At 66.2% G+C, this 26645-nt stretch carries 29 protein-coding genes; 18 read left to right on the plus strand and 11 right to left on the minus strand.

Annotated elements, in window-relative coordinates:
• Positions 1 to 9 precede the first annotated feature (9 nt).
• From WJU17_RS08690 to WJU17_RS08705, 4 genes are all read right to left on the minus strand, one after another.
• On the minus strand, positions 10 to 819 hold the full coding sequence (locus WJU17_RS08690; RefSeq protein WP_346326926.1) for a TIGR00282 family metallophosphoesterase: 810 nt from the start codon (positions 817 to 819) through the stop codon (positions 10 to 12).
• Positions 816 to 1400 carry a 5-formyltetrahydrofolate cyclo-ligase gene (locus WJU17_RS08695; protein ID WP_346326927.1) on the minus strand — a complete coding sequence of 195 codons (585 nt, stop codon included), beginning with the start codon at positions 1398 to 1400 and terminating at the stop codon, positions 816 to 818. The genes WJU17_RS08690 and WJU17_RS08695 overlap by 4 nt, the downstream gene beginning before the upstream one ends.
• Positions 1401 to 1597: 197 nt before the next feature.
• Positions 1598 to 1900, minus strand: a complete 303-nt coding sequence (locus tag WJU17_RS08700) for a cell division protein ZapA (protein WP_346326928.1) — start codon at positions 1898 to 1900, stop codon at positions 1598 to 1600.
• Between the two features lie 9 nt (positions 1901 to 1909).
• Positions 1910 to 2200, minus strand: a complete 291-nt coding sequence (locus WJU17_RS08705) for a DUF4164 family protein (RefSeq protein WP_346326929.1) — start codon at positions 2198 to 2200, stop codon at positions 1910 to 1912.
• A gap of 195 nt (positions 2201 to 2395) precedes the next feature.
• On the opposite strand from WJU17_RS08705, the gene tkt reads away from it, so the two are divergent.
• The 8 genes from tkt to WJU17_RS08745 all read left to right on the plus strand — a co-directional run bounded on the left by tkt (position 2396) and on the right by WJU17_RS08745 (position 10354).
• Complete coding sequence (gene tkt / locus WJU17_RS08710; RefSeq protein ID WP_346326930.1) at positions 2396 to 4402, plus strand: transketolase; 2007 nt, start codon at positions 2396 to 2398, stop codon at positions 4400 to 4402.
• A 32-nt stretch (positions 4403 to 4434) separates the two neighbouring features.
• Positions 4435 to 5448 carry a type I glyceraldehyde-3-phosphate dehydrogenase gene (gene gap / locus WJU17_RS08715; RefSeq protein ID WP_346326931.1) on the plus strand — a complete coding sequence of 338 codons (1014 nt, stop codon included), beginning with the start codon at positions 4435 to 4437 and terminating at the stop codon, positions 5446 to 5448.
• Between the two features lie 4 nt (positions 5449 to 5452).
• Complete coding sequence (locus WJU17_RS08720; RefSeq protein WP_346326932.1) at positions 5453 to 6661, plus strand: phosphoglycerate kinase; 1209 nt, start codon at positions 5453 to 5455, stop codon at positions 6659 to 6661.
• A 45-nt stretch (positions 6662 to 6706) separates the two neighbouring features.
• On the plus strand, positions 6707 to 7627 hold the full coding sequence (locus WJU17_RS08725) for a class I fructose-bisphosphate aldolase (RefSeq protein ID WP_346326933.1): 921 nt from the start codon (positions 6707 to 6709) through the stop codon (positions 7625 to 7627).
• The gene (gene thiE, locus WJU17_RS08730) at positions 7624 to 8271 is read left to right on the plus strand and encodes a thiamine phosphate synthase (protein ID WP_346326934.1); all 648 of its coding nucleotides are present in this window, start codon (positions 7624 to 7626) and stop codon (positions 8269 to 8271) included. The genes WJU17_RS08725 and thiE overlap by 4 nt, the downstream gene beginning before the upstream one ends.
• 116 nt (positions 8272 to 8387) lie before the next feature.
• Positions 8388 to 8948 carry an elongation factor P gene (gene efp / locus WJU17_RS08735; protein WP_346326935.1) on the plus strand — a complete coding sequence of 187 codons (561 nt, stop codon included), beginning with the start codon at positions 8388 to 8390 and terminating at the stop codon, positions 8946 to 8948.
• Between the two features lie 6 nt (positions 8949 to 8954).
• Complete coding sequence (locus tag WJU17_RS08740) at positions 8955 to 9785, plus strand: inositol monophosphatase family protein (protein WP_346326936.1); 831 nt, start codon at positions 8955 to 8957, stop codon at positions 9783 to 9785.
• Between the two features lie 26 nt (positions 9786 to 9811).
• Positions 9812 to 10354, plus strand: coding sequence for an OmpA family protein (locus WJU17_RS08745; RefSeq protein WP_346326937.1), 543 nt, complete (start codon positions 9812 to 9814; stop codon positions 10352 to 10354).
• A 3-nt stretch (positions 10355 to 10357) separates the two neighbouring features.
• On the opposite strand, the gene WJU17_RS08750 is transcribed toward WJU17_RS08745, so the two are convergent.
• Positions 10358 to 12187 (minus strand): ABC transporter transmembrane domain-containing protein, encoded by a 1830-nt coding sequence (locus tag WJU17_RS08750; RefSeq protein ID WP_346326938.1) that lies wholly within the window; start codon positions 12185 to 12187, stop codon positions 10358 to 10360.
• Positions 12188 to 12380: 193 nt separating this feature from the next.
• Between WJU17_RS08750 and WJU17_RS08755 the strand changes: the two genes are divergently transcribed.
• Complete coding sequence (locus WJU17_RS08755) at positions 12381 to 12905, plus strand: hypothetical protein (protein WP_346326939.1); 525 nt, start codon at positions 12381 to 12383, stop codon at positions 12903 to 12905.
• Between the two features lie 23 nt (positions 12906 to 12928).
• Entirely contained in the window at positions 12929 to 13372 is a 444-nt protein-coding gene (locus WJU17_RS08760; RefSeq protein WP_346326940.1) for a nuclear transport factor 2 family protein, read from the plus strand.
• Here the strand turns inward: WJU17_RS08760 and cofD are convergent.
• The 3 genes from cofD to npdG are packed head-to-tail and all read right to left on the minus strand — an operon-like array spanning position 13369 to position 15755.
• Positions 13369 to 14313, minus strand: coding sequence for a 2-phospho-L-lactate transferase (gene cofD, locus WJU17_RS08765; protein ID WP_346326941.1), 945 nt, complete (start codon positions 14311 to 14313; stop codon positions 13369 to 13371). The two genes, WJU17_RS08760 and cofD, sit on opposite strands and share 4 nt — an antisense overlap.
• A complete protein-coding gene (cofE, locus tag WJU17_RS08770; RefSeq protein ID WP_346326942.1) occupies positions 14310 to 15074 on the minus strand; it encodes a coenzyme F420-0:L-glutamate ligase in 765 nt (254 codons plus the stop codon). Before cofE ends, cofD begins: the two co-directional genes overlap by 4 nt.
• A 9-nt stretch (positions 15075 to 15083) precedes the next feature.
• The gene (npdG, locus tag WJU17_RS08775; RefSeq protein WP_346326943.1) at positions 15084 to 15755 is read right to left on the minus strand and encodes an NADPH-dependent F420 reductase; all 672 of its coding nucleotides are present in this window, start codon (positions 15753 to 15755) and stop codon (positions 15084 to 15086) included.
• 149 nt (positions 15756 to 15904) lie between these two features.
• On the opposite strand from npdG, the gene WJU17_RS08780 reads away from it, so the two are divergent.
• From WJU17_RS08780 to cofH, 3 genes are all read left to right on the plus strand, one after another.
• The gene (locus WJU17_RS08780) at positions 15905 to 16885 is read left to right on the plus strand and encodes a TIGR03619 family F420-dependent LLM class oxidoreductase (protein WP_346326944.1); all 981 of its coding nucleotides are present in this window, start codon (positions 15905 to 15907) and stop codon (positions 16883 to 16885) included.
• A gap of 100 nt (positions 16886 to 16985) precedes the next feature.
• A complete protein-coding gene (gene cofC / locus WJU17_RS08785) occupies positions 16986 to 17693 on the plus strand; it encodes a 2-phospho-L-lactate guanylyltransferase (RefSeq protein ID WP_346326945.1) in 708 nt (235 codons plus the stop codon).
• A gap of 68 nt (positions 17694 to 17761) precedes the next feature.
• On the plus strand, positions 17762 to 20116 hold the full coding sequence (gene cofH / locus WJU17_RS08790) for a 5-amino-6-(D-ribitylamino)uracil--L-tyrosine 4-hydroxyphenyl transferase CofH (protein WP_346327423.1): 2355 nt from the start codon (positions 17762 to 17764) through the stop codon (positions 20114 to 20116).
• 6 nt (positions 20117 to 20122) lie between these two features.
• Here the strand turns inward: cofH and WJU17_RS08795 are convergent, their stop codons facing one another.
• Both WJU17_RS08795 and WJU17_RS08800 read right to left on the minus strand, forming a co-directional pair.
• Positions 20123 to 20818, minus strand: coding sequence for a class I SAM-dependent methyltransferase (locus WJU17_RS08795; RefSeq protein ID WP_346326946.1), 696 nt, complete (start codon positions 20816 to 20818; stop codon positions 20123 to 20125).
• Positions 20819 to 20968: 150 nt separating this feature from the next.
• Positions 20969 to 21370: a DUF2177 family protein gene (locus tag WJU17_RS08800; RefSeq protein ID WP_346326947.1), complete on the minus strand. Its 402-nt coding sequence runs from the start codon at positions 21368 to 21370 to the stop codon at positions 20969 to 20971.
• Between the two features lie 204 nt (positions 21371 to 21574).
• Here WJU17_RS08800 and WJU17_RS08805 point away from each other — a divergent pair, with 204 nt between their 5' ends.
• Genes WJU17_RS08805 through WJU17_RS08825 form a run of 5 tightly spaced genes read left to right on the plus strand, consistent with a single transcriptional unit; the run spans position 21575 to position 26000 of the window.
• Positions 21575 to 22192, plus strand: a complete 618-nt coding sequence (locus tag WJU17_RS08805) for a PepSY-associated TM helix domain-containing protein (RefSeq protein ID WP_346326948.1) — start codon at positions 21575 to 21577, stop codon at positions 22190 to 22192.
• Between the two features lie 13 nt (positions 22193 to 22205).
• A complete protein-coding gene (locus WJU17_RS08810; RefSeq protein WP_346326949.1) occupies positions 22206 to 22715 on the plus strand; it encodes a DUF2271 domain-containing protein in 510 nt (169 codons plus the stop codon).
• A 17-nt stretch (positions 22716 to 22732) separates the two neighbouring features.
• Positions 22733 to 23545: a DUF4198 domain-containing protein gene (locus WJU17_RS08815; protein ID WP_346326950.1), complete on the plus strand. Its 813-nt coding sequence runs from the start codon at positions 22733 to 22735 to the stop codon at positions 23543 to 23545.
• Positions 23546 to 23562: 17 nt separating this feature from the next.
• Positions 23563 to 24555 carry an FAD:protein FMN transferase gene (locus WJU17_RS08820; protein WP_346326951.1) on the plus strand — a complete coding sequence of 331 codons (993 nt, stop codon included), beginning with the start codon at positions 23563 to 23565 and terminating at the stop codon, positions 24553 to 24555.
• Entirely contained in the window at positions 24555 to 26000 is a 1446-nt protein-coding gene (locus tag WJU17_RS08825) for a sulfite reductase subunit alpha (protein WP_346326952.1), read from the plus strand. The genes WJU17_RS08820 and WJU17_RS08825 overlap by 1 nt, the downstream gene beginning before the upstream one ends.
• A 53-nt stretch (positions 26001 to 26053) precedes the next feature.
• Here the strand turns inward: WJU17_RS08825 and WJU17_RS08830 are convergent, their stop codons facing one another.
• Positions 26054 to 26569, minus strand: a complete 516-nt coding sequence (locus WJU17_RS08830; RefSeq protein WP_346326953.1) for a VOC family protein — start codon at positions 26567 to 26569, stop codon at positions 26054 to 26056.
• Between the last annotated feature and the right edge of the window lie 76 nt (positions 26570 to 26645).

Genomic DNA, 26645 nt, shown 5'->3' on the forward strand with positions numbered 1-26645 from the left:
TCGCGGCTCTCATGGCCACGTCTCGGCAAGCCGTCCGCCGACCCGCAGCGGCGCCACGCGCACGGCCCGCCCGGTCCGGTCGTCGCTTTCCACATAGACGCCGCACAAGGTGGCCTCGCCATTGGCGGGCACGAAACGGCCACCGCTGATCTTGGTGGTGAAGCGCCGGATCGGTTCTTCCTTTTCCATGCCGATCACCGAATTGTAGTCGCCGCACATGCCGGCATCGGTCTGATAGGCCGTGCCGCCCGGCAGGATCTGCGCGTCCGCGGTCGGTACATGGCTGTGCGAGCCGACCACCAGCGTGGCGCGGCCATCGGCGAAATGGCCCATGGCCATCTTCTCCGAGGTCGCTTCGGCATGGATGTCCACAAGCACGAAATCGGCGCGCCGGCCGAGGGTGAATTCGCTGAGCGCCAGATCGACGGCGCGGAACGGATCGTCGAGCGGGTCCATGAAAATCCGGCCCATCACGTTGATGACCGCCACGGTCTGGCCGCCGCGCGCCATGAACATGGCCGCGCCCTGTCCGGGCGTCCCCTCGGGAAAGTTGGCGGGGCGCATCAGACGCGGTTCATGGTCCATGATGTCCATGATGTCGCGCTGGTCCCAGCTGTGATTGCCGCCGGTGATGACATCGACGCCGCTCTGCATCAGGCGGTTGGCGATTTCCTGGGTGATGCCGAAACCGCCGGCGGAATTCTCGCCATTGGCGACGACGAAATCCAGGTCGAGCCGTTCGCGGATCGACGGCAGCCTGTCGACGAGCGCGTCGCGGCCGGCCCGGCCGACGATATCGCCGAAATAGACAAATTTCACCGCGCCGCCTTTCTGAAGTCCGTCACGCCATCTTCGGTCAAGATCATGTCGAGGGGCTGGTCATGGTCCTCGGTTGGCACCGACGCCATTTCCTGTCCCGCATAGGCGACCCCCATGGCGACCACCGGACCGTCCCGGCGCAGCGCCGCCAGGGCCCGATCATAGTAGCCGGCGCCATAGCCCAGCCGCCCGCCGGCACCGTCATAGGCGAGAAGCGGCACGAGGACAAGTTGGGGTCTGACGATTTCCGCCGTCTCGGGGGGCACCGGGATGCCGTACCGGCCGGCGACCAGCGGCGCGCCCGGCGACCATGCCCTGAAGGCCAGCCCGTCGGCGCCGCCGACCGGCACGGGCAGCGCGCAGGTCCAGCCCGCGTCGGACAGGACTCGGAGCAGCGGTCCGGGATCGGCCTCGGACCGGAACGGCGCATAACCGGCGACGACGCCGGCCGGCCTCAGCAACCCGGCCGCGGCGAAGGAAGCGACAAGGCGCTCGCCGATATCCCGCTCGCCGCTGGCCAGCGCATCGCGCCGCCCGGCAGCGCGGCGGCGCAGCTCGGTTTTGGGTGATGGTTCGTTCATGGCCGGGATCGATGGTCGGAGCGCAGTGGGACCACCGCAACCGTAGATCTTCGAAATTCCTCTGTGGCCTGTGTGTACAGGTGGGCGCCGTATAGCGGAACCAGGGTTCCGTCAGGGACAGCTCCCGTCGAGGTTGGTATCGCCCCAGGGAATATAGACGCGTCTACGCGAAGGCCAGTACCCACTGCCCTTCGTATCTAGGCCGTTTCGAGCCGCGCGGCAATATGCTCGATTTCGCGGGCCAGCGTATCCATGTCGCCCAGGTGCCCCAGCAACTCGCCTTTCGACACCCGTGCGCTGGACGTGTCGTTCAGCTCATCGAGCAGGATGATGCTCGCCATCAGCAGCAGCTTGGCCTCGCCGACCTGCCCCAGGCCGGCGGCGAGCTGCGTCACCTTGGCATCGATCAGCCGGGACAGCTGATGCAGCCTCTCCTGCTCACCCTCGCTGCAGGTGAACTGGTAGGGCGTATGGTTGACCGTCAGGGTCACTTGCGGCATGGCCGTCTCCTATCGCGCCAAGGCGCGGCGCAGCGAACCGATCACCTCGTCCAGCCGTCCGGCGGCTTGGGTGCTGCGGTCCTCGAGCGAGCGGCATTGCGCCTCGGCCGAGGCGAGCCGCTGGCGCAGGGCATTGTTTTCCAGCCGCAGCGCGTCGCATTCCGCGCGCCACTGATCGGCCTGTGCCGAGGAAATCTGGGTATCGCGGGCCTCGACCGCCCGGTTGAGACGTTCCAGCGCCGCCTTCAGGCGGGCCGTCGCCTCCGTGAGTGCTTCCACCGATTCCGGGTTGGCCGCCATGGACCGCCCTTCTTCTTTGACTATCGATCAATGGCTTATAATACGATTCTCGCCTCAAATGATAGAGGCGAGGTTTTCGGGCGATTTACTGCCCCGGAAAGGCCCCGCTTCGCGGTTGACCTGCGTTTCTCGATGAGTATTGTGGCGCCACCTGCGGGACCGGCAGATTCCCGCGATCGGAGAACACGCCGCACAATGACTCAAGCGTCCGCCGTCTCGCGCACCGAGACCGTCAACCCCCGGGATATGGCCAACGCCATCCGCGCCCTTTCAATGGATGCCGTCCAGGCCGCCAATTCCGGGCATCCCGGCATGCCGATGGGCATGGCGGACGTGGCCACGGTCTTGTTCACCCGCTTCCTGAAATACGATCCGCGGCATCCGGACTGGGCCGATCGCGACCGGTTCGTCTTGTCGGCGGGCCACGGCTCCATGCTGCTCTATTCGGTGCTGCACCTGACCGGGTACGCCAGCATCTCCATGGACGACATCCGCAATTTCCGCCAGCTCGGCAGCCCGTGCGCCGGCCACCCGGAATTCGGCCACGCCGAAGGCATCGAGACGACCACCGGCCCGCTGGGCCAGGGTATCGCCACCGCCGTCGGCATGGCGCTGGCCGAGCGCCTGCAGGCCGCCCGCTTCGGCGACGACATCGTCGACCATCACACTTATGTGATCGCCGGCGATGGCTGCCTCATGGAAGGCATCAGCCAGGAAGCCATTTCCCTCGCCGGCCATCTGGGCCTGTCCAAGCTGATCGTGCTGTGGGACGACAACCGCATCACCATCGACGGGCCGGTCGATCTCAGCTCGTCCGAGGATCAGGCGGCCCGTTTCCGCGCCGCCGGTTGGAACACGCTCGCCGTCGACGGCCATGATTCCGAGGCGGTCGCCGGTGCGATCACCACCGCCCGCGCCAGCAACAAGCCGACCATGATCGCCTGCCGCACCATCATCGGCTATGGCGCGCCCAACGTGCAGGGCACCTCGGCCACCCACGGCGCCGCCCTGGGCGACAAGGAAATCGCGGCCGCCCGCGAGCACCTGGGATGGTCCGCCGCGCCGTTCGAGATTCCCGCCGACATCCTGTCCGCCTGGCGCGCCGCCGGCAGCCGGGGTGCATCCGAGTTTCAGGCATGGCAGGGCCGCGTCGCCGGCCTCGGCCAGGACGTCCAGGCCGATTTCGAGCGCCGCCAGCGCGGCGAGCTGCCCGCGAATTTCGGCGCCGCCATGGACGCCTATATCCGCGACCTGATCGCCAAGCCGTCTTCGGTCGCGACCCGCAAGGCGTCGGAAATGGCGCTGGAGGTCATCAACGCCGCCGTTCCGGAAACCATCGGCGGCTCGGCCGACCTGACCGGCTCCAACAACACCAAGAGCAAGGGCCAGGGCGTCGTGAAGCCGGGCGATTTCGCCGGCTCCTTCATCCATTACGGCATCCGCGAACACGGCATGGCCGCCGCCATGAATGGTCTCGCCCTGCATGGCGGCCTGATCCCGTACAGCGGCACCTTCATGGTGTTCACCGATTATTGCCGCCCGGCGATCCGCCTGTCGGCGCTGATGCACCAACGCGTCATCTACGTCATGACCCATGATTCCATCGGTCTGGGCGAGGATGGTCCGACCCATCAGCCGGTCGAGCATCTGGCCAGCCTGCGCGCCATGCCCAATCTCAACGTCATGCGTCCCGCCGACGTGGTCGAGACCGCCGAATGCTGGCGCATCGCCCTCGAATCGCCTCGGACGCCGAGCATCCTGGCGCTGAGCCGCCAGAATCTGGCGCAGGTCCGTCTGACGGAGGCCGGCGAAAACCTCTCGGCGCGCGGCGCCTACGAATTGCTGCCCGCCGATGGCGACGCGAAGGTGACGCTGTTCGCCACCGGCTCGGAAGTCGGCATCGCCGCCGAGGCGCGCACGAAGTTGCAGGAACAGGGCGTACCGACCCGCGTGGTGTCCGTGCCGTCCTTCGAGCTGTTCGAGGCGCAGCCCGCCGACTACCAGCGCAAAGTGCTGGGCGAAGGTACCGTGCGCATCGCCATCGAGGCGGGCGTGCGCCAGGGCTGGGAACGCTTCATCGGCGTGGACGGCGCCTTCATCGGCATGAACGGGTTCGGCGCGTCCGCCCCGATCAAGGCCCTTTATGAACATTTCGGCATCACTGCCGCACGGGTTGTCGCCGAAGCCAACGCGCGTCTTTAAAAAACCAAGAGTTCTAGAACGGAGAAAAGCTCATGACGGTTCGGGTTGCCATCAATGGTTTCGGCCGCATCGGCCGCCTTGTGCTGCGTGCGATCATCGAGAACAGCCGTGACGACATCCAGGTCGTCGGCATCAACGATCTCGGCTCGGTCGAGGACAATGCCTTCCTGCTGAAGTACGATTCGGTCCACGGCCCGTTCCGCGGTCCGGTGACGGTCGATGGTAACACCATGGATGTCGGCCAGGGCCCGATCCGCATCACCTCCGAGCGTGATCCGTCCAAGCTGCCGTGGAAGGAACTGAAGGTCGATATCGCCTTCGAGTGCACCGGCATATTCACCAGCGGCGACAAGGCCCGCGCCCATCTCGAGGCCGGCGCCAGGAAGGTGCTGATCTCGGCGCCCGGCACCGACATCGACCTGACCACCGTGTTCGGCGTCAACCACGACAAGATCGAGGCCGGCCACAAGATCATCTCCAACGCGTCCTGCACCACCAACTGCCTGGCGCCGGTCGCCAAGGTGCTGCACGAGGCCATCGGCATCGAAGCCGGCTTCATGACCACGGTCCACGCCTACACCGGCGACCAGAGCCTGGTCGACACCCTGCACAAGGACCCGCGCCGCGCCCGCGCCGCCGCCATGTCCATGATCCCGTCGACCACCGGCGCCGCCAAGGCCGTCGGCCTGGTGCTGCCGGAACTGAAGGGCAAGCTGGACGGCACATCGATCCGCGTGCCGACCCCGAACGTCTCCATGATCGACCTGAAGTTCATCGCCAAGCGCGACACCAGCGTCGAGGAAATCAACGAGGCGATCCGCAAGGCCGCCGGCGGCAACGATCCGCTCGGCCAGGTGCTGAACGCGGTCGACGAGCCCTGCGTCTCCATCGACTTCAACCACAACCCGGCCAGCTCCAGCTTCGACCTGACCCAGACCCAGGTCGTCTCGGGCAAGCTGGTGCGCGTGCTGAGCTGGTACGACAACGAATGGGGCTTCTCCAACCGCATGTCGGACACGGCCCGCATCATGGCGAGCTTCGGCTGATCCCATGAGCACCGACGCGCAGGGCGGTCTGAAGCGTTTCCGCACTCTCGACGACCTCGATGTCGCCGGCAAGACCGTCCTGGTCCGCGCGGACCTGAACGTGCCCATGCGGGACGGCGAGGTCAGTGACGACACCCGTATCCGTTCGGTCATTCCGACCCTCAAGGCGATCCTCGCCCGGGGCGGCAAGGTCGTGGTGCTGTCGCACTTCGGCCGGCCGAAAGGCAAGCGGGTGCCCGAGGCCTCGCTGCGTCCGGTCGCCGAGCCGCTGGCCCGCGCGCTCGGCCGTCCGGTCGCGTTCGCCGAAGATTGCGTCGGGGATGATGCCAGGAAGATCGTGAAGGGCCACGACGTGGTCCTGCTGGAGAACCTGCGCTATCACGCTGGCGAGGAAGCCAACGGCGAAGGCTTCGCGGCGAAACTCGCCGAGCTGGGCGACCTGTTCGTCAACGACGCCTTCTCGGTCTCGCACCGCGCGCATGCCAGCGTCGAGGCGATCACCCGCCACCTGCCCTCGGCCGCCGGCCTATCCATGCAGGCCGAACTGCAGGCGCTGGAGAAGGCGCTGCACAATCCCGACCGGCCCGTGGCGGCCATCGTCGGCGGCTCCAAGGTGTCCACCAAGCTCGACGTGCTCGGCGCGCTGGTGAACAAGATGGACTATTTGATCATCGGCGGCGGCATGGCCAACACCTTCCTCTACGCCAAGGGCGTCGATGTGGGTGCCTCGCTGTGCGAGAAGGACCTGAAAGACAAGGCGCTCGAGGTGCTGGCCCGCGCCCGCACCACCGCCTGCAAGATCCTGCTGCCGATCGACGCCGTCGTCGCCCAGGAACTGGCCGCGAACGTGCCGGTACGGGAAGTGCCGGTGCGCGAGGTGGAAAGCGACGACATGATCCTCGACGTCGGCTCCGACACCATCGAGGAACTCAAGCACACCCTGCGCCGCTGCAAGACGCTGCTGTGGAACGGCCCGCTGGGCGCGTTCGAGATCCGCGGCTTCGACGTCGGCACGGTCGCCCTGGCCCGCGAGGCCGCCCGCCTCACCCGCGACGGCAATCTGTTGTCGGTGGCCGGCGGCGGCGATACCGTATCCGCGCTCAACAATGCCGGTGTGTCGCACGACTTCACCTACGTGTCCACCGCGGGCGGCGCCTTCCTCGAATGGGTCGAGGGCAAGGAGCTGCCGGGCGTCAAGGCGCTGCAAGTCTAGAATTTCAAGCTCGTGACCATCTGGATCTAGGGAACAGAAATCATCATGAAGACCACCCGCACCGTCAAACAGATCCTCAGCTACTACGAGTCGGACAATGCCGGCACGAAGGGCAACCTGAACCGCATTCTGATGACCGGCAAGCTGGGCGGCACCGGCAAGATGGTGATCCTGCCCGTCGACCAGGGCTTCGAGCACGGCCCCGCGCGCAGCTTCGCGCCGAACCCGGCCGCCTACGACCCGCACTACCACTTCCAGCTGGCCATCGACGCCGGCCTGAACGCCTTCGCCACGCCGCTGGGCATGATGGAAGCGGGCGCCGACACCTTCGCCGGCCAGATCCCCACCATCCTGAAGGTCAACTCGTCGAACTCGCTGGACGATTCCAAGAACCAGGCGATCACCGGCACCGTCGGCGACGCGCTGCGCCTGGGCTGCTCGGCCATCGGCTTCACCATCTATCCCGGCTCCGACCACTGCTTCGACATGATGGAAGAGATCCGCGAAATGGCCGAGGAAGCCAAGTCGGTCGGCCTCGCCGTCGTGATCTGGTCCTATCCGCGCGGCGGCGCCATCAGCAAGGACGGCGAGACGGCCATGGACATCTGCGCCTATGCCGCGCACATGGCCGCCCTGCTCGGCGCCCACATCATCAAGGTGAAGCTGCCCAGCGACTTCCTCGAGCAGAAGGAAGCCAAGGCGGTCTACGAGAAGCAGAAGATCGACCTGTCCAGCATGGCCACCCGCGTGAAGCACATCATGCAGTCCTCGTTCAACGGCCGCCGCATCGTCGTCTTCTCGGGCGGCGCGACCAAGGGCGCCGACTCGGTCTATGACGATGCCCGCGCCATCCGCGACGGCGGCGGTAACGGCTCGATCATCGGCCGCAACACCTTCCAGCGCCCGCGCGACGAAGCGCTCGCCATGCTCAACACCATCATCCGCATCTATCAGGGCAAGGAATGACCCCGGAGGGGCGCGAACCGACTCGGCTCTACCTGATCACGCCGCCGCGGATCGATCTGGATCCCTTCTCGCGTACCCTGACCGAAGCGCTCGACAGCGGCGATGTCGCCTGCCTGCAGCTCCGCCTCAAGGAGGTGCCGGAAGATGACATCCGCCGCGCGGTCGATGTGCTGCTGCCGATCACCCAGGCCTATGACGTCGCCCTGCTGCTGAACGACGACGCCCGGCTCGCCGCCGAACTGGGCGTCGATGGCGTTCATGTCGGCCAGGAAGACACGCCCTATGACGAGGCGCGCAGGCTTCTGGGGCCGGACGCCATCATCGGCGTGACCTGTCACGATTCCCGCCATCTCGCCATGGAAGCCGGCGAAGCGGGCGCGGATTACGTGGCCTTCGGCGCGTTTTTTCCGACGACCACCAAGACGCCCAAATTCACCGCGGGCCTCGATCTGCTGAGCTGGTGGCAGGAACTGATGGAAATCCCGTGCGTCGCCATCGGCGGTATCACGGTCGAGAACTGCCGCCCGCTGGTCGAGGCCGGGGCCGACTTCCTCGCCGTCTCCGCTGGCGTCTGGGGTCACGACAAGGGACCGGGCGACGCGGTAAGGCAGTTCAACGCCATCTTCGACAGCACCTCCTCCTAACCTCCAGTCCTCGCCGCCCCGCATCGGTGCGCCGGAAACCCGGCGTTGCCTGTGGCGGGGCTTGCCCCTATAGTCCGCGCCGCTCCCGGACAGCCCAGAAAGCAAAGCGTCAGACCATGAAAGTCAACGGCAACGCCATCAAGCCCGGCTACATCATCGAGCACAATGGCGGCCTGTGGCGCGCGGTGCGCACCGAGCACACCCAGCCCGGCAAGGGCGGCGCCTATCTGCAGGTGGAACTGAAGAACATCCGCGACGGCTCCAAGCTGAACGAGCGTTTCCGCGCCGCCGAGGCCGTCGAGCGCGTGCAGCTGGAGTTGCGCCCGTTCCAGTACCTGTATGGCGACGACGACAACCTGACCTTCATGAACACCGAGAATTACGAACAGATCGAGATCAAGCGCGAGCTGGCCGGGGAACAGAGCGTGTTCCTGCAGGACGGCATGATGGTCGAGATCGCCGTCTATGAGGACGAGCCGCTGTCGGTACAGATGCCGCAGAAGGTCATCCTCGAAGTCGCCGAGACCGAGCCGGTGATGAAGGGCCAGACCGCCGCCAACTCCTACAAGCCCGCCATCCTCGCGAACGGGGTCCGCGTCTCGGTGCCGCCCTTCGTCGGCACAGGCGACAAGGTCGTGGTGAACACTGAAACTTTTGAATACATGGAACGAGCGTAAACACGCATGGCCGTCAAATCCGCGATCATCAATGTCATGGCCAACGCCGCGCTGAAAACGGCGCCGCAACTGGTCCGCGACTTCGGCGAAGTCGAACAGCTTCAGGTGTCCAAGAAGGGGCCGTCCGATTTCGTGTCCATGGCCGATCTGAAGGCCGAAAAGACCCTGCACCGCGAACTGAGCAAGGCACGGCCCGATTTCGGCTTCATGATGGAAGAACAGGGCACCATCGAAGGCGCCGACAAGTCACAGCGCTGGATCATCGATCCGCTCGACGGCACCACCAACTTCCTCCACGGTATTCCCCATTTCGCCATCTCCATCGGCTACGAAAAGGATGGCGAGATCCTGGCCGGCGTCGTCTACGACCCGGTGAAGGACGAGATGTTCTGGGCCGAACGTGGCCGCGGCGCCTGGATGAATGATCGCCGCCTGCGCGTTTCCGGGCGCTCGGACCTGTCGCAGTCGGTGCTGGCGACCGGCATCCCCCATTTCGGCCGCGGCAACCACCGCGAGTTCCTTGTTCTCGCCGAACTCTTCATGGCCCGCACCGCCGGCATCCGGCGCATGGGCGCGGCGTCGCTGGATCTGGCCTATGTGGCGGCCGGCCGCTACGAGGCGTTCTGGGAAGCCGGACTGAGCGCGTGGGACGTGGCCGCGGGCCAGATCATCGTCCGGGAAGCCGGCGGCTACGTCACCGACTATGCCGGCCGCGACAAGGCGGTCCAGAGCGGCGAAGTGCTCGCGGCCAACGACCAGCTTCATGCCAGCCTCTCGAAGCTGATTTCGGAAACGCGACGCGAGATCGCGGCGCGGGCCAAGACAGCCTCGAATTAGCCCGACCCAAACCCTATGTCTCAGCGATGACGATCAAACCGACACCGGCCCGATCGGCCATCGCGGCCTTCGTGGTGGCCTTTGCACTGCTCCAACCCGCGCTGGCGCAGGAAGGAGACGGCATCGATATCAACATGGATGCGCTGCGGAACCGGCCCAAACAAGCCGCGCCAGAGCCGCCGCCGCCACCGCCACCGCCGGTCGTGAAGCCGGCGCCTCCAGCGGGCGAAAAGCAGGCCAAAACGCCGCGTCGCTGGGCCGGCAAGAGCATCACCATTCTGTTCCAGGGAACCGAGCTGGCCCTTTCCGCCTCGGCCAGTCAGCGGCTGGACAGTATCGCGGCCCAGGCCGCGAGCACCACCCAGCGGCTCGAGCTGATGTCCTATGCGGGTACGGCCGACCAGCGCGCCAGCGATACGAGGCGCCTCGCCCTGCAACGCGCCATCACGGTTCGTAATTACCTCATCGGCAAGGGAATGGATGGATCGCGAATCGCGCTGCGCCCTCAGGGACCGGCGGCGGCGGGCGAACAGCCCGAGCGGGTCGACGTCCGCTTCCAGGACGAGTAACGACTAACCGCCGATCACGCTGAGGCGGCGCTCGGGACCGGCGCCGAACTGCAGCTCGGCCAGGCTGGCGTAGAGCCCGCCCTTGGCCTGCAGCTCCTGATGCGTCCCCTCGTCGACCAGCCGTCCGCCGTCGATCACCAGAATCCGGTCGGCCTTCAGTACGGTCGCAAGACGGTGGGCGATGACGATAGTGGTGCGGTTCTGCATCAGGCGCTCGAGCGCCGTTTGCACCACCTGTTCGCTCTGGGCGTCGAGCGCGCTGGTGGCCTCGTCGAGCAGCAGGATGGGCGGATCGCGCAGGATCGCCCGCGCGATGGCGATCCGCTGCCGCTGACCGCCCGACAGCTTGACGCCGCGTTCGCCCAGTTGGGTATCCAGCCCCTGCGGCAGGGCGCCGAGAAACTCGTCGGCCGCCGCCGCCTGGATGGCCGCCCGCACCTCGGCGTCGGTGGCGCCCGGCCGCCCGTAGCGGATATTCTCCAGCGCCGAGGCGGCGAAGATCATGGTGTCCTGCGGAACGATGCCCATGCGGCCACGGACCGCGCCCGGATCGGCCTGGCGCAGGTCGACGCCATCGACCCGGACGCTGCCCTGTTCCGGATCGTAAAACCGCAGGAGCAACTGGAAGACGGTCGACTTGCCGGCGCCCGACGGCCCGACCAGCGCGACGGTCTCGCCCGCCCTCACCGCGAAGGACAAGCCTTCCAGCGCCGGCGCGTTCGGCCGTGACGGATAGTGGAAAGTGACGTTCTCGAACGCGACCTCGCCGCGCGGCGGCTGAGGCAACGCCACCGGATCGGCCGGCGCCTTGATACCGGGCTCGACCTGCAGCAATTCCATCATTCGTCCCGCGGCGCCCGCCGCGCGCAGCATCTCGCCATAACTCTCGCTGACGCCGATCACCGAGCCCGCGACCATGACCGAGAAGAAGACGAACTGGGCCAGTTCGCCATTGGTCATGCGTCCGGCCATCACGTCGTGCGCCCCGATCCACAGGACCAGGTCGATGACGCCCACGGCGAGCAGGATGACGAGGAAGGTCAGCCAGGCGCGCGCCTTGATCCGGCGCACCGCCGTGGCGAAGGCACCCTCGCCGACCCTGTTGAAGGCGTCGCGATCGGCCGCCTCGTGGGTGAACGCCTGAATCGTCTGGGTCGCGCCGAAGCCTTCCGTGACCATGGCGCCGATATCCGCGATACGGTCCTGGCTGGCGCGTGACAGGTTCCGTACTTTCTTGCCGATCAGCATGATGGGCGCCAGCACCAGCGGCACCGCCAGCAGGACCAGCAGGGTCAGTTTCAGATTGGTCAGGCCGAGCGCGATCAGGCCGCCGACGACCGTCAACATGCCGCGCAGCGCCACGGAAAGACTGGAGCCGACAACCGACTGGATCAGCGTCGTGTCGGCGGTCAGCCGCGACGCGATTTCGCCGGAGCGGTTCTCGGTGAAAAATGTCGGACTGAGCGAGATGACGTGGCCATAGACCGCCGCCCGCATGTCGGCGACGACCCGTTCGCCCAGCCACGAGACCAGCGCGAAACGCACCGCCGTCGCCGCCGCCAGCACCACGACCACGCCGAACACACCCAGGAAGTACCAGTTCACGTTGGGCTGATTGGCCATGTCGAAGCCCATGTCGACCATGCGGCGCATGGCCGGACCGAAGGCCATCACGGCGGCCACGCCGATCACCAGGGCAACGACGGCGCTGGCGACCAGCGCGCGATAGGGCTGGACGAAACGCAGCAGAAAACGCAGCTGTCCCAGATCCCGCTTGCCGGCGCGGGCGAAGACCGGACTGAGGATTTCGGCCTGCGGATCTTTTTCGGTCACGCGCTTTCTTCCCATTGCGCGCACCGTATAGCAGCACCGGGGCCGAAACGCCAACAGGGGGCCATCGACTGACGCGGTATCAGCGTGACGCTTTTTGCGTGCCGCCGACATGGCTTGCGGTCGCAAAGCCAACCGCCTAACCTCCGAAACCGAATCGTCAACGCTAACTTTTCCGGGAAGAGAGACTGGTGAAATGACCAAATACGCCGAAGATTACGAAGACGTCACCCAATATCCGCTGGACCCCGATCGTGAAGCGCAGCTGCGCCGCATGCAGAAGGAATGCACCTTCATCTGGACCAACAAGTCGGGCGAACCTGTCGGCGTGATCATGTCCTACCTGGACACGGAAGATGGTCGCCTCTGGCTGACCGGTGCCGAACAGCGCGCCCGCTTCCCGGCGGTCAAGCGCGATCCGCGCACCTGTGTCGTCATCACCAGCGCCGGCACCGAATGGGGCGCGGGCAAGACGGTGACCTACAAGGGCATCTCGGTCATTCACGACAAGGCCAACCGACAGATCAAGGATTGGTTCTATCCGACCTTCGCCCGCAAGCTCTATGGTCACGTCAGCGAAGCGCGCGTGCAGCAGTTCGTCCAGTTCCTGGACTCGCCGGCCCGCGTGGTGATGGAATTCATTCCCACCAAGAAGATCGTCTATGACGGCGACAAGATGGCCAAGGCCACGCCGGCCGTCGACGGCGTCTCGAACCGCTAACTCAACAGAAAACGGGGAACATTATGGCGAGCGATATCGAGGACAAGCTGGCGATCCAGCACGTGGCGCAGGTCTATGCCGACGGCGTCATGCAGCGTAACGCCGAACTGTGGGGCTCCACCTGGGCCGAACAGGGCGAATGGAGCCTGCCGGGCATGGAAAAGCCGATCACCGGCCGCGAAACCCTGAAGGGCTTCTGGTCGCAGGTCATGCAGGGCTATCCCTACGTGCTGCATTGGGTGCAGCCGGGCCTCATCACCGTCAACGGCGACAAGGCGACGGCCCGCTTCTACGTCCAGGAAAACATCAAGGACGCCAAGGGCGACCAGGTGCGCGTGGCCGGTGTCTATGACGACCAGCTGGTGCGCGAGAATGGCGAATGGAAGTTCGCCCGCCGCGACTTCACCGTGCTCTACCGGGGTCCGACCGACCTCAGCGGCAACTGGTCGGCCTATTCGGGCCGTTAAGCCCGGCCTTTCAGGCGAATGGCGAAATCGAGGACCGCACGGGCCAGCCCCGTGCGGTCCTCGATCGTTTTCATCACCGTGTTGGTGACATAGGTCGAGACACTCAGCCTGCCGGCCAGATCCGAATCCTCGCTGTCGAGGACGAAGCCGTCCAGCAGCCCGCGATAATGGTGGACAATGGAAGCGGCGGTGACGTCGAGGCCCAGCTCGCCCATCAGCTTGGCCGTCGGTCCCTTGATCGCCTTGCCGCCGACGATGGGCGAGACCGCGATCACCGGGGCCTCGTGGCCAGCCAGTGCTTCCCGGATACCCGGTAGCGCGAGCAGCGGATCGACGCTCAGGAACGGATTGGACGGACAGATCACGATGGCATCGAGCGGACCCTTGAGGGCCGCGATCAGGCCCGGACTGGGCATGGCGTCCTCGGCGCCCTCGAAGCGAATGCCCCGCACTTCGGGCTGACATCTGTCCCGCACGAAATAATGCTGGAACGCCAGGTCGCCATCATCGGTCTCGATGATGGTGGCGACCTCGTCGTCGGTCATCGGCACCAGCGCGGGACCGATGCCGTGCTTGGCGGCGAAATCCGCCGTGATCGCGCTCAGCGGCTCGCCTGCCATCAGCCGGCGGGTCCGCTCCACATGGGTCGCCAGATCCTTGTCGCCCAGATTGAACCAGTCGGGTCCGCCGAGCGTCCGCAGGTTCTCCATGAACTCCCAGCTCTCGCCCGAGCGGCCCCAGCCCAGCTCCGTGTTGGACAGCCCGCCCAGCGTATAGGTGACCGTGTCGATATCCGGACAGATGCGCAAACCGAGATGGGTGAAATCATCGCCCGTGTTGATCACGACGGTGAGCCGCTCCGGCGGCAGGATCAGCGACAGGCCTAGCGCCAGCTTGGCGCCGCCGACTCCGCCGCACAGGGCAAGGACATGGCCGCTCACCGGAACATGTCCTCTTTCCTGGCGCGCACCAGCGCCGTGGCGGGCCGCTCGCGCCGCGGCGTATCGAGGCCGCGCACGATGGCCGCCGGCGTGCGTTCGCGCGCCTCGCCCATGGCCAGATTGGCGGCCGACGCCACCTGGTCGGCCACGGCCACTTCGGTCACCTCCAGCACCTTGCCGAACATGTCCGTATCGCCGCGCTGGTCCCACAGCGGCTCGAGCCCGGCGCAGCCGATCGCCATGCCCGTCGTGCCATACCTCCAGGCACGCCCCACGCTGTCGGCGATCACCACCGCCACGTCCGCGCCGGATCGCTCGATCAGGGTCTCGCGGAGCGCGCGGGCGCTGGCGTCAGGGTCGACGGGCAGCAGCAGCGCCATGTCTTCGCTGCCGCCTTCCACGTTGGAGCGGTCGATACCCGCATTGGCGATCACCAGGCCGAGGTTCTGTTCGACAATCAGCACGTTGGTCTTGGCCCGGAGAACCTCGCGGGATTCCTGCAGCACCAGTTCGACGACGCGCGGATCCTTGCCGGTCACCCCGGCCAGTTCCTCGGCGCGGGCGGACGGCATCACGGTACCGAGCGAGACGAGGCGCCCCTCGGCCTTGGAGATGATCTTCTGCGCCACCACGACGATGTCGCCGGCCGCGAGGCTCTCGCCCATGGCGGCGAGGCCGTCGAGGATGAAGGACGCAAGATCGTCGCCCGGCTGAACCAGCGGAATGCCGGGAATGGCAAAGATGCTCAGCCGGGTCGACATGGCGGCGGCCTAGGCCGCTTCGCCCGGCGTACCGGTGATCTTGATACCCGAGCCGATGATCTTGTAACGGCGGTTGATGGTGATCAGCACCGAGGTCAGCGCCTCGGCCGCCGAGGAATTCGCCAGCGGACCGGCATGCCACCCCTTCAGGCCCGCATCTTCCACCAGCCCCACCACTACGTCGCGGGCATCGATATCGTCACCCGACACCAGCACGTCGCATTCGATGTGATGGTCGCTGTTCAGATGCTCGGCGCCGATGTTCTGGAACGCCGCGACGACCTTCACGCCTTCGCCCACGAAGGCCTGGGCGCGAACGGCGGCGGAATCCTCTTCCGGCAGCTGCACGCGGCCGACTTTCGGCGGCACCAGCGGCACGGTGGCATCGATCAGGATCTTGCCTTGCACGCCGTCCTTGATCACTTCAAGCATGGGACGCTGGTTCGAGAACGGCACGGTGAGCGCGACGATCTCGGCTGCCGCCGCCGCCGCGCCATTGTCCATGCCGACGATGTCGCCGCCGATTTCGCCCTTCAGCGCCTCGGCCGCTTCCTGTGCCTTGCCCGCCTCGCGCGAGCCGATGATGACCTTGTGGCCGGCCTTGGCCCAGCGCCGCGCAAGGCCCCCGCCCAGGGCGCCGGTTCCGCCAATCACCGCGATGGTCCGCTTGGTCTCAGCCATGTCTTTCCCTTTCGGTTCTGTCTGTTTTTTCGGTTGTGTAGCACGGTTGGCAATACTGGAAGCACCAAAAAAGATGTGCCAAGGTATCCGCCACTTCGGGAAACCGGCGGCCAATGACCGCCGGCCTGTCCATAAAAGGGGAGATACGGATGAAGATCGGCTTCAACATGCCGCAGCTGACGAATTTCGCCAGCCAGAAGGCGGTGCACGAGTTCGCCACCATTGCTGACAAGATGGGATACGACTCGCTCTGGGTGCAGGATCACTTCCTGTATCCGGAAAATCCGGTGCAGAGCCACCCCGTTCATCAGCACAAGCTGGGCAAGGACAAGATCGTCCAGTGGCCCGATGCCTATTCCAGCATGCTGGCCCCACTGGAAGCGCTTGCTTATGTGGCGGGCATCACCAAGAACATCCGTCTCGGCACCTCGATTCTGGTGTTCGGTTACCATCGCCCCGTAACCCTGGCCAAGCAGGTCGCGACCATCGACGTATTGTCGAACGGGCGCTTCGATCTGGGTCTGGGACTGGGCTGGGCGACGGAGGAATTCGCCCACATGGACACGCCGTTCGGCAAGCGCGGCGAACGCTGCTCCGACTTCATCCGCGCCCTGCGCGCCGCCTGGGACGAAAACCCCACGGCCTATGACGGCCCGTTCTACAATTTCCCAAAGGGTCAGACCTCGCCCAAGCCGGTGCAGCGCGACTGGAACGGCAAGTCCGCCGTGCCCGTGCTCGGCGCGTTCCTCAACGACCAGGGCTTCGACCGCGTCGCCGAGCTGTGCGACAAATGGCACCCGGCCGGCCATCCGCCGGAACTGGCCGCCATGCGGCTGGCCCAGATCAACAAGATCGCCGAGGAAAAGTACAAGCGCGAGCCGCTGAAGTGCGTGATGCGCGTGTTTGCCGCCCCCATGCTGCCCGGCATCAAGCAGATCGGCGAACAGCTCATGCAGCCCAACTGGGTCGGCACCGCCGACGACATGATGCCGCACCTCAAGGCCGCCAAGGCCGCCGGCATGGACGAGATCGTCATCGACTGCAGCTTCTTCCATGAAATGCGGGGCGACGAGGACTGGATCTCCCAGCCCGAGTTCTTCCGTCCGCTCCTGGAAGAAGCCAAGAGCTGACACGCACGGAGGGTTTGCCTTGTGACGGGCCATTACCGCCCGCCACGAGGCACCATCCGGACAGACGGCGGGCGCTTTGCTGCGCCGACACGGGGAACGGATGGAGGGGGCCGCTATCCGCGAGAAACCGAATATTTGGGCGCTGCTGCCTGTCAAACGCCTGAAAGGCGCCAAGCAGCGGCTGTCGCCCGTGTTGAGCGAGATGGAACGCACCGAACTGGCGCGCGCCATGCTGCTCGATGTGCTGCTCGCCCTGCGCCATGCGTGGGGCCTGGCGGGCGTGGCCGTGGTCACCGCCGATACCGAGGCCCGAAACCTGGCGCGCCAGCATGGCGCCACGCTGATCGGCGAGACCGACGGCGGCCTGAACGAGGCGCTGGACAATGCGCGCCTGACGCTGCACGCCCAAGGCGCGACCAGCGCGCTCATCGTCCATGGCGACCTCCCCCTCGCCACGGCCGAAGAGATCACCACCCTGATCGACGCCCATCCGCCGGGTCCCGCCGCCACTTTCGTGCCCGCGCGCGATGGCGGCACCAACGCCATGCTGACCACGCCCGTCGACCCGTTTCCCCTGTCCTATGGCGAGGGCAGTTTCGCCCGCCACAAGGCCGCCGCCGAAGCGGCCGGTCTGGCCACGGCCTCGCTCGTGTTGCCGGGGCTGCAGCTGGACATAGATACACCCGAGGATCTGGCCGAGTTGCTGCGCCGGGGCGCTGGCGGCCATACCATGGATTATTTACTGGCGAGCCATGTTGCCACCCGGTTACAACAGGCGGCAGGCAATTCATCGGGAAGTGAACAGTGAACCGCGAGGTCGTGTCCTATCTGGAGAAGGTCGAGGCGGGCCATCGTCCGACGCGCGCCGAAGCCCTGTTGCTGGCGGCGGAAACGGATGTGCCGCGCCTGATGGCCACGGCCGCCTATCTGCGCGACCAGGGCCACCGCAACATCATCACCTTTTCCAAGAAGGTGTTCATCCCGCTCACCCATCTGTGTCGCGACGTCTGCCATTACTGCACCTTCGCCCAGCCGCCGAAGAAGGGCGAGCAGGTGTTCATGACGCCCGAACAGGTTCTGGAAATCGCCCGGCAAGGCGCGGCCATGGGCTGTAAGGAAGCGCTGTTTACTCTCGGCGACAAACCGGAGCTGCGCTACAAGGCGGCCCGCGACGCGCTCGCCGCGCTGGGGCACGAAACCACCCTCTCCTATCTGGCCGCCATGGCCCGGCTCGTGCACGAGGAAACCGGGCTGTTCCCGCACCTCAACCCGGGCCTGATGACGGACGAGGACCTTGCCATGCTGCGGCCGCTGGCGCCGTCCATGGGCATCATGCTAGAGAGCACCGCCACCAGCCTGCTGGAAAAGGGCAAGCCGCATCACGGCAGCCCCGACAAGGAGCCGGAAGTGCGGCTCGAAGGACTGCGCCGCGCCGGACGCGCGCAGGTGCCATTCACCTCGGGCATCCTGATCGGCATTGGCGAGACCCGCGCGGAGCGGATCGAGAGCCTGCTCGCCCTGCGCGACATTCATGACGAGTTCGGCAATTTGCAGGAAGTCATCATTCAGAACTTCCGCGCCAAGCCGGGCACCCGCATGTCGGACGCGCCCGAGCCGGATCTGGACGAGCTCCTGTGGACCCTGGCGATCACCCGCATCGTCTTCGGCCCGGAGATGAACATCCAGGTGCCGCCGAACCTCAGCCCCGGTCAGCTTCAGCCACTCGTCGCGGCCGGCATCAACGATTGGGGTGGCGTCTCGCCGCTGACGCCGGATTTCGTCAATCCGGAAGCGCCTTGGCCACACCTCGACAAGCTGGCCGCCGAAACCGCCGCGACCGGCAAGCTGCTGGTCGAGCGCCTCACCATCTATCCCGAATACGCCCTGCGGCCCGAGCGCTGGCTCGACAAGGCCATGCGCACGCCGGTCATCCAGGCCATCGATTCGGAAGGCTATCCGCGCACCGAGGAATGGTCGCCCGGCGAGGACACGCCGCCGCCGGCGAGCGACATCGCCCTGCTGAACGCGCCCATGCCGGCGCGGATCGATCCGTGGCTGAAGTCCATCCTGGACCGGGCAAGCGCGGGCGAGCGCCTCAACGAGGCCGAGATCTCCCGGCTGTTCCTGGCGCGCGGCGACGAATTCACCGCCGTCTGCCGTACCGCCGACACGCTGCGCCGTGCGGTGAAGGGCGACACGGTGACCTATGTGGTCAACCGCAACATCAACTACACCAATGTCTGCTACTTCAAGTGCCAGTTCTGCGCCTTCTCCAAGGGCAAGCTGACCGAGAACCTGCGCGGCAAGCCCTATGTCCTCGGCATGGACGAGATCCAGCGCCGCACCCGGGAAGCCTGGTCGCGCGGCGCCACGGAAGTGTGCATGCAGGGCGGCATCCATCCGTCCTATACGGGCCAGACCTATATCGACATCACCCGTGCGGTGAAGGAAGCGGTGCCCGGCATGCACGTGCACGCCTTCTCGCCGCTGGAAGTCTGGCAGGGCGCGGAAACCCTCGGCATTTCGCTGAAGGAATTCCTGATCCGCCTGAAGGACGCCGGCCTCGGCACCTTGCCCGGCACCGCCGGTGAAGTGCTGGACGACGAGGTCCGGAACATCCTGTGCCCGGACAAGATCAATACCGCCCAGTGGTTCGAGGTGATGGAGACCGCGCACGGCCTGGGCATCCGCACGACCTCGACCATCATGTACGGCCATGTGGATGCCCCGATCAACTGGGCGCGCCATCTGCTCGGCCTGCGCGACCTGCAGGCCAGGACCGGCGGCTTCACCGAATTCGTGCCGCTGCCCTTCGTCCACATGGAAGCCCCCATCTACCTGAAGGGCCGCGCCCGCAAGGGACCGACCTTCCGCGAGGCCGTGCTGATGCACGCCGTCGCCCGCCTCGCGCTGCACCCGCTCATCCCCAACATCCAGACCAGCTGGGTCAAGATGGGGCCGGAAGGCGTCAAGGCCTGCCTGAACGCGGGCGTCAACGACATGGGCGGCACGCTGATGAACGAGACCATCACACGCTCCGCCGGCGCGAACCACGGTCAGGAGATGGAGCCCTACCGGATGGAAGACATCATCCGCGGCAATGGCCGGGCGCCCGAGCAGCGTTCGACCGCCTATGGCGACGTCGCCGACGAACGCATCCGCGTGTCGTTCCAGGCGGCGCCGCTCGAGGATTTGCGCTTCACCGCCGCCAAGGAATACGAGCGCGGCTGAGCCGTCTCAGCGATAGACCTTGAAGCTCATCGCTAGCAGTACCGGCATGTCGCCGTAATCGGCCAGTGCCGGGCTGGCCGCGGCCTCGTGCGGCGGCAGCCGGATTTCACGGAACTCAACCAGTGTCAGGCCGGCATCATCGGCGGCCTGCAGGTAGTCCGACGCCAGATGCGGATAGGTCGGATCGGCGTCTTCCCGGCTGCGGCCGAGCACGCTGTCGCGCAGCGCGACGAAGGGATGGATTTCCACGGCATGCACCACCCCGCCCGGCTGCGTCAGCCGCTTCGCCTCGGCGAGCGGTGCCCGGGGATCGGCGCAATACTCCAGCACCAGATCGACCAGCGTCACGTCGGCGCTGGCGCGCAGCAGCGGAATCGGCCGGCGGATATCGTGATGAATGAGATCGACCGGCGCATCCTCGAACCGCCGCGCCGCGGCCGCGAGCAGGCGCTGCGAGGGATCGACCCCCGTGACCGCCTCGGCCCCCGCCGCGACGAATGACGCGATGTTCTCGCCGGCGCCGCACCCCATTTCCAGAACCCGCTTGCCCATCACATCGCACAGATGCGCGCGAACGAAGTCGGCGGCAAATCGCACCAGCGGATTGTCGTAGCGGTCATTGGCGGGCGACCACGCGACGCGCGCGTCATGGCCGCTGAAGATAGTGGTGCGTAGGGTTGCGTGGCCGGTGTCGTTCCGCATTCGCTCTTTCCAGCGCCTTCCGCTCCCCTCCCGAGGGAGGTGGCGACAAGACAAATCAGAAGAGCGACGTGGCCCGGCGTCGCTTGCGAATGAGACTAGATAGAATTTGAAGGAATTGGAAGCGCTGTTTCAGAATTCCCGACCTGACGCTCAGGACGATGCGACCCGAGCCGCGGCCACGCCCGCGACCGAGCAGACGCTGGTCAGTACGCCGCCCCAGATCATGTCGACGATGGACAGGCCCAGGGGCCAGTTCTTCAGCGTCGCCAGGTTGGTCAGGTCGTACGTGCCATAGGCGAGCAGCCCGAGCAGGAAGCCGTAGAGAGCCGCCGTCTTGAGCGACTGCGCCGCGATGGCCGGCACCATGGCGAAGAACAGCACGCCGCCGAGATACATCAGATAGAACACGACCGCCGCGGGCATGTTGAACGGTTGCCGCAACAGACCGCCCAGTTCGGCATGATAATACCCCTTGGCGATGACGCCGAGCCAGAGCAGGTCCAGCACGATGAAGACGATGGCGGCGGCCCCATAGGCCCAGACATAGGTCATGACGATGATTCTCCCCGCATGCTGACGGAATGCCGCATGGTGTCATCATGCGACCCTCATACGGTCCAACGCCACCATCGGATTTATGCTCCCGTCTCATTCCCGCCGGAATCTGTTGCGATTGATTATCAATCGTGATTTAAGGTTCGCGAGGCGTCCGTTCGGCCGTTCTCCGGCATCACCGAGCAGGCAGTTCCATCATCCATGCGAGAGACTCCCCCGCAGCGCAGGGCCTTCTGGCTGAAGCATCTGCACCGCTGGCACTGGATCAGCGCGGCATTGAGCCTGATCGGCATGCTGCTGTTCGCGGCGACGGGAATCACGCTCAATAACGCGGCCCATATCGAGGCCAGCCCCAGTGTCGTCACCCGGGAAGGCGTGTTGCCCGAGCCGCTTCGCGCGGAACTGGCCGCCGCGGGAGAGGCGCCGACCCTGCCGCTCTCCATCGAGCGCTGGCTGGCGGCGGAGCTGGGCGTGACAATCTCCGGACACGAGGCCGAGCGGTCTTCCGGCGAAGTCTACATCGCCTTGCCGCGGCCGGGCGGCGACGCCTGGCTGACCATCGATACCCAGAGCGGCGACGTGGCCTATGAACTGACCCGGCGCGGCTGGATCTCGTACCTGAACGACCTGCACAAGGGCCGCAACACTGGCATCGTCTGGAGCTGGTTCCTCGATGTCTTCGCCGGGGCCTGCGTCGTGTTCTGTCTCACGGGACTTTTCCTGCTGCAGCTTCATGCCGGCAACCGACCGGCCACATGGCCGGTGGTCGGCGCGGGTCTCGCGATCCCGCTGCTGCTGGCCCTTCTGTTCATTCACTGAGGAGGTAAAACGCGTGCGCATCCTGCTTCCCGCCGCCCTGACCGGCCTGATCGCCAGCCCGGCACTGGCCGCGGACATGACCGTCAAGGTCGAGATCCCCAAACTCAGCGTGGCCGAATACCACAAGCCCTATGTCGCCATCTGGATCGAGGGCGCCGACAAGTCCGTGACCAATCTGGCCGTCTGGTACGACGTGAAGATGAAGGACAATGAAGGCACCAAATGGCTCAAGGACATGCGCCAGTGGTGGCGCAAGAGTGGCCGCGAACTGGCCATGCCGGTCGATGGCCTCAGCGGCGCGACCCAGGCGCCGGGCGAGCATACCATCGACTTCAGCGGCGCCGCCGGGCCGCTCGCCGCGCTCAAGCCGGGCGACTACACCCTCTACGTGGAAGCCGCCCGCGAAGTCGGTGGCCGTGAACTGCTGAAACTGCCCTTCACCTGGCCCGCCAAGGCCGCAAGCACCGAAAGCGTCACGGGCTCGTCCGAGCTCGGCGCCATCACCCTCGACCTGAAACCATGAAAAACGGGAGGCACATCATGAGGACGTCCTACAAGGCGGCGGCGATCGCCCTGGCCCTGAGCCTGGCCACGCCCATGGCCGCGCACGCCCACCGGTCCTGGCTGCTGCCGTCGGCCACGGTGCTGTCCGGCGCCGACCCCTGGGTCACCGTCGACGCGGCCGTCTCGAACGACCTGTTTTATTTCGAGCACAACGCCATGCGGCTGGACGGCCTGAAGATCATCGGGCCGGACGGCGCCGAAGTGGCCGCCGAAAACAGCGCCACCGGCAAGTACCGCAGCGTCTTCGACGTGCATCTGACCAAGCCCGGCACGTACAAGATCGTCGTGGCGAGCGACGGGCTGATGGGCCGGTACAAGCTGAATGGCGAGGACAAGCGCTGGCGCGGCAGCGTCGACAAACTGTCGGAAATCCCCGCGGGCGCGACCGATCTGGAACTGATCCAGAACCAGCGCCGGCTCGAGACCTTCGTCACCAGCGGCGCGCCGACCGAAGACGCCCTGAAACCGACCGGCACGGGGCTCGAACTCGTCCCCGTCAGCCATCCGAACGATCTGGTCGCAGGCGAGGAAGCCAGCTTCACCTTCATGCTCGACGGCCAGCCCGCCGCCGACCTTGAGGTCACCATCATTCCCGGCGGCATCCGCTATCGCGACGATCTGAAGGAGATGAAGGTCAGGACCGACGCCGAGGGCACGTTCAAGGTCACCTGGGACGCGCCCGGCTTCTACTGGATCAGCGCCGGCTCGCGCGGCGGGAAGGCCAGCATTCCCCAGGCGAAGAGCCGCAGCGTCAATTACGCCGCGACCGTCGAAGTCCTGGCCCCCTAACCCTCGCCCCACGATCCATGACCCGACAGGTTCTCGTTCCCCTGGAGCTCTCGCCCGTCCAGCCGCCCCAAGGCGCGGTGCGGACGTTGCGTGGCCTGACCATGGGCACGAGCTGGACGGTCAGGATCGTCGCCTCGGATGCCGCGCCGATCGACCGGCTCGGCGCGGGCATCCAGCGGCAGCTTGACCGGGTCGTCGACCAGATGAGCACGTGGGAGCCGGGCTCGGCTCTCAGCCGCTTTAACGCCACCGTCGGCGAGTGGCGCACGCTGCCCTTCGAGCTGTTCACCGTGCTCGATCACGCGCTTGCGCTCGCGGAAGAGAGCGGCGGCGCCTACGATCCGACAACGGGACCGCTGGTCAATCTGTGGGGTTTCGGCCCGGAAGGCAGCCGCCGCGACCCACCGGACCGGCAGGCGATTTTGACGACGCGCGCCCGCATCGGCTGGAACCGGATCGAACTCGACCGGGCCACCGGCCGTGCCCGTCAGCCGGGCGGCTGCTATGTGGACCTCTCCGGCATCGCCAAGGGCTATGCCGTCGATCTGGTCGGCGACTGGCTGCGCGAGCAGGGCATCAGCGATTTCCTCGTCGAGGTCGGCGGCGAACTCCTCGGCGCGGGCGTCAAGCCAAACGGCCAACCCTGGTGGGTGGCGCTGGAGGCACCGCCCGGCGCCGGGGCCATCCCGGAAAGCTTGGTCGCGCTCCACGGCCTGTCGGCTGCCACGTCGGGCGACTACCGCAAATTCTTTGAAAGCGATGGCCTGCGCTTCTCGCACACCCTCGACCCCCGGACCGGCCATCCGGTGGCGAACGGTCTGGCCAGCGTGACCGTGCTCCACCCGCGCTGCATGCTGGCCGACGCCATGGCGACGGCTCTGACCGTCATGGGTCCGCGGGAAGGTTTCGACTTCGCCCGGGCCCGCGGCATCGCGGCCCGCTTCCTCGTCCGTACCGCCGACAACTTTCACCAGCGGATGACACCCGCGCTGGCGGCCATGCTCGATTGATGATGAGCCGTATCGCGCTTCCCGCCAGTACCCTGCTTCTGGCCGCCTCTCTTGCGATCCTCGTCTGGATGGCATGTCTGCAGGCATCGCCCGACAATGTCCATGCGGCCCTGCTCGTCGCCGTCGCCTATGCCGCGTTCTGCGCCGTGACGTTGCTGCGGCATCGGCGGCGGATCGCCGGCCGGGCCTTCATCGCCGCGCCGGCGGACAGCGCCGGCTCCCTGCTGATCGCCCATGCCAGCCAGACGGGACAAGCCGAGGAGTTGGCCCGCCGCACCGCCGAGGCGCTGCGGGACGAGGGCATGCCCGTGCGCGTCGACCCTCTCGGCCGCGTCGAGGCCGCCGGGCTCGAAATCGCGAAGAGGGTCCTGTTCGTCGTCAGCACCACCGGCGAGGGTGATGCCCCCGACAGCGCCGCGCGGTTCACCCGCCAAGTCCTGGGCCGCGAGGCGGACCTGCGGGAGCTGCGCTATGGCCTGCTGTCCCTGGGCGACCGGAGCTACAACCATTTCTGCGGCTTCGGCAGGAGCCTTGAGGCGTGGCTGCGCCAGCAGGGCGCGACGCCGCTGTTCGACACGGTGGAAGTGGACAACGGAGATGCCGGCGCGCTGCGACACTGGCAGTATCACATGGGTCTGCTCAGCGGCAGCAGTCGCATGAAGGACTGGCAACCGGCGCATTATGGACGCTGGCGCCTCGCGGAACGCCGCCTGCTCAACCCGGGAAGCCTGGGCGGCGAGGTCTTTCACGTCGCGCTGGAGCCGCTTGATGGTCAACCCTCATGGGCGGCGGGCGACATCGCCGAAATCGGCCCGCGCGATCCTCTCGACCCCGAAGCACCGCAACCCCACAGGGAATATTCCATCGCCTCGCTGCCTACCGATGGCCGCGTCGAACTGCTGGTCCGGCGCATGGACCATCCGGACGGTAGGCCCGGCCTCGGCTCCGGCTGGCTGACCCGCCATGCCCCGCTTGGCAGCGCCATAGACATGCGCATCCGGACAAACCGGTCTTTCCATGCGCCGCCGGAGGATGTCCCGCTGATCCTGATCGGCAATGGCACCGGTCTTGCCGGTCTTCGTTCGCACCTCAAGGCGCGGCTCGCTGCGGGACGGCGGCGGAACTGGCTCATCTTCGGCGAACGCTCGCGCGCCCATGATTTCTTTTATGAACACGAAATCGAGTCCTGGCGGTCGCGAGGCTGGCTCGACCGGCTGGATCTCGCTTTCTCCCGCGATCAACCGGAGCGTCTTTACGTCCAGCATCGCCTGGCCGAGGCGGCGGACCAGTTGCGGCGCTGGGTGGACGAAGGCGCCGCGATTTATGTGTGCGGCAGCCTGATCGGGATGGCCTCGGGCGTCGCCGCCGTTCTGGAAGAAACGCTTGGCCAGGACGTTCTCGACACCCTCGCCGCCGATGGGCGCTACCGGCGCGACGTCTACTGAAACGATAACGGCCCGCCGAAGCGGGCCGTCCGGAGCATGATTCCGTCGCCGGACTAAAGCACGAGGATGGGATTGTCTCCCGGGCGGAACAGCTCGTGCGCCCGCTTCCACTGGGCGAAGATGCCCAGGATGTTCTTGGGATCGCCGTGCAGTTCGGTGAAACCGCCATTCAGCGACCGGGTGTCGAAATAGCAGGCGTCCACTTCGTCCGCGTACAGACGGCAGGCGTCGACGAAACCGGCGTCCTGCAGGCGCTTGTACTCGGCCTCGAAGTCATGAACCAGCAGGCCGAGATGGTGGTAGCCTTCCTCGCCCGCCTTGTACATGTCGCGATAGATCGACGGCTTGTCGTCATGCTGCTGGATGAACTGGATCATCATGTCGCCCAGATAGCCGAAGGCATAGGAGACGTCCGCTTCGGTATCCGTGCCGCGATAATGGAACTTGTCCGTCTTGTGATGCGGCACCATCACGAAGGGGCCCGCATAGTAGAGCTTCGCCCATTTGTTGATCGATTCTTCCAGGTCGTTCACATAGTACGCGTACTGAAAGATCGGATATGTCGACATTAACGCCATCTTTTGTCTCCCCTGATGATCGTCTTCCGGCCCGAACTGTTGCACCAAAATCCGGCCGGTGAAAGCC

Origin of the sequence: Iodidimonas sp. SYSU 1G8, from assembly GCF_039655775.1 — a bacterium.
Classification (GTDB): Bacteria; Pseudomonadota; Alphaproteobacteria; order SMXS01; family SMXS01; genus RI-34.

Excerpts from the sequence above, each read along its gene's own strand:
- cofC (WP_346326945.1), top strand. The coding sequence starts at position 16,986 with ATGGAGGGGGCCGCTATCCGCGAGAAACCGAATATTTGGGCGCTGCTG.
- WJU17_RS08720 (WP_346326932.1), top strand. The coding sequence starts at position 5,453 with ATGAGCACCGACGCGCAGGGCGGTCTGAAGCGTTTCCGCACTCTCGAC.
- WJU17_RS08820 (WP_346326951.1), top strand. The coding sequence starts at position 23,563 with ATGACCCGACAGGTTCTCGTTCCCCTGGAGCTCTCGCCCGTCCAGCCG.
- WJU17_RS08830 (WP_346326953.1), bottom strand. The coding sequence starts at position 26,569 with ATGTCGACATATCCGATCTTTCAGTACGCGTACTATGTGAACGACCTG.
- WJU17_RS08760 (WP_346326940.1), top strand. The coding sequence starts at position 12,929 with ATGGCGAGCGATATCGAGGACAAGCTGGCGATCCAGCACGTGGCGCAG.
- WJU17_RS08755 (WP_346326939.1), top strand. The coding sequence starts at position 12,381 with ATGACCAAATACGCCGAAGATTACGAAGACGTCACCCAATATCCGCTG.
- WJU17_RS08745 (WP_346326937.1), top strand. The coding sequence starts at position 9,812 with ATGACGATCAAACCGACACCGGCCCGATCGGCCATCGCGGCCTTCGTG.
- WJU17_RS08725 (WP_346326933.1), top strand. The coding sequence starts at position 6,707 with ATGAAGACCACCCGCACCGTCAAACAGATCCTCAGCTACTACGAGTCG.
- WJU17_RS08740 (WP_346326936.1), top strand. The coding sequence starts at position 8,955 with ATGGCCGTCAAATCCGCGATCATCAATGTCATGGCCAACGCCGCGCTG.
- cofE (WP_346326942.1), bottom strand. The coding sequence starts at position 15,074 with ATGTCGACCCGGCTGAGCATCTTTGCCATTCCCGGCATTCCGCTGGTT.
- WJU17_RS08800 (WP_346326947.1), bottom strand. The coding sequence starts at position 21,370 with ATGACCTATGTCTGGGCCTATGGGGCCGCCGCCATCGTCTTCATCGTG.
- gap (WP_346326931.1), top strand. The coding sequence starts at position 4,435 with ATGACGGTTCGGGTTGCCATCAATGGTTTCGGCCGCATCGGCCGCCTT.
- WJU17_RS08825 (WP_346326952.1), top strand. The coding sequence starts at position 24,555 with ATGATGAGCCGTATCGCGCTTCCCGCCAGTACCCTGCTTCTGGCCGCC.
- WJU17_RS08795 (WP_346326946.1), bottom strand. The coding sequence starts at position 20,818 with ATGCGGAACGACACCGGCCACGCAACCCTACGCACCACTATCTTCAGC.
- npdG (WP_346326943.1), bottom strand. The coding sequence starts at position 15,755 with ATGGCTGAGACCAAGCGGACCATCGCGGTGATTGGCGGAACCGGCGCC.
- tkt (WP_346326930.1), top strand. The coding sequence starts at position 2,396 with ATGACTCAAGCGTCCGCCGTCTCGCGCACCGAGACCGTCAACCCCCGG.
- efp (WP_346326935.1), top strand. The coding sequence starts at position 8,388 with ATGAAAGTCAACGGCAACGCCATCAAGCCCGGCTACATCATCGAGCAC.
- WJU17_RS08700 (WP_346326928.1), bottom strand. The coding sequence starts at position 1,900 with ATGCCGCAAGTGACCCTGACGGTCAACCATACGCCCTACCAGTTCACC.
- thiE (WP_346326934.1), top strand. The coding sequence starts at position 7,624 with ATGACCCCGGAGGGGCGCGAACCGACTCGGCTCTACCTGATCACGCCG.
- WJU17_RS08815 (WP_346326950.1), top strand. The coding sequence starts at position 22,733 with ATGAGGACGTCCTACAAGGCGGCGGCGATCGCCCTGGCCCTGAGCCTG.
- WJU17_RS08780 (WP_346326944.1), top strand. The coding sequence starts at position 15,905 with ATGAAGATCGGCTTCAACATGCCGCAGCTGACGAATTTCGCCAGCCAG.
- WJU17_RS08705 (WP_346326929.1), bottom strand. The coding sequence starts at position 2,200 with ATGGCGGCCAACCCGGAATCGGTGGAAGCACTCACGGAGGCGACGGCC.
- WJU17_RS08805 (WP_346326948.1), top strand. The coding sequence starts at position 21,575 with ATGCGAGAGACTCCCCCGCAGCGCAGGGCCTTCTGGCTGAAGCATCTG.
- WJU17_RS08695 (WP_346326927.1), bottom strand. The coding sequence starts at position 1,400 with ATGAACGAACCATCACCCAAAACCGAGCTGCGCCGCCGCGCTGCCGGG.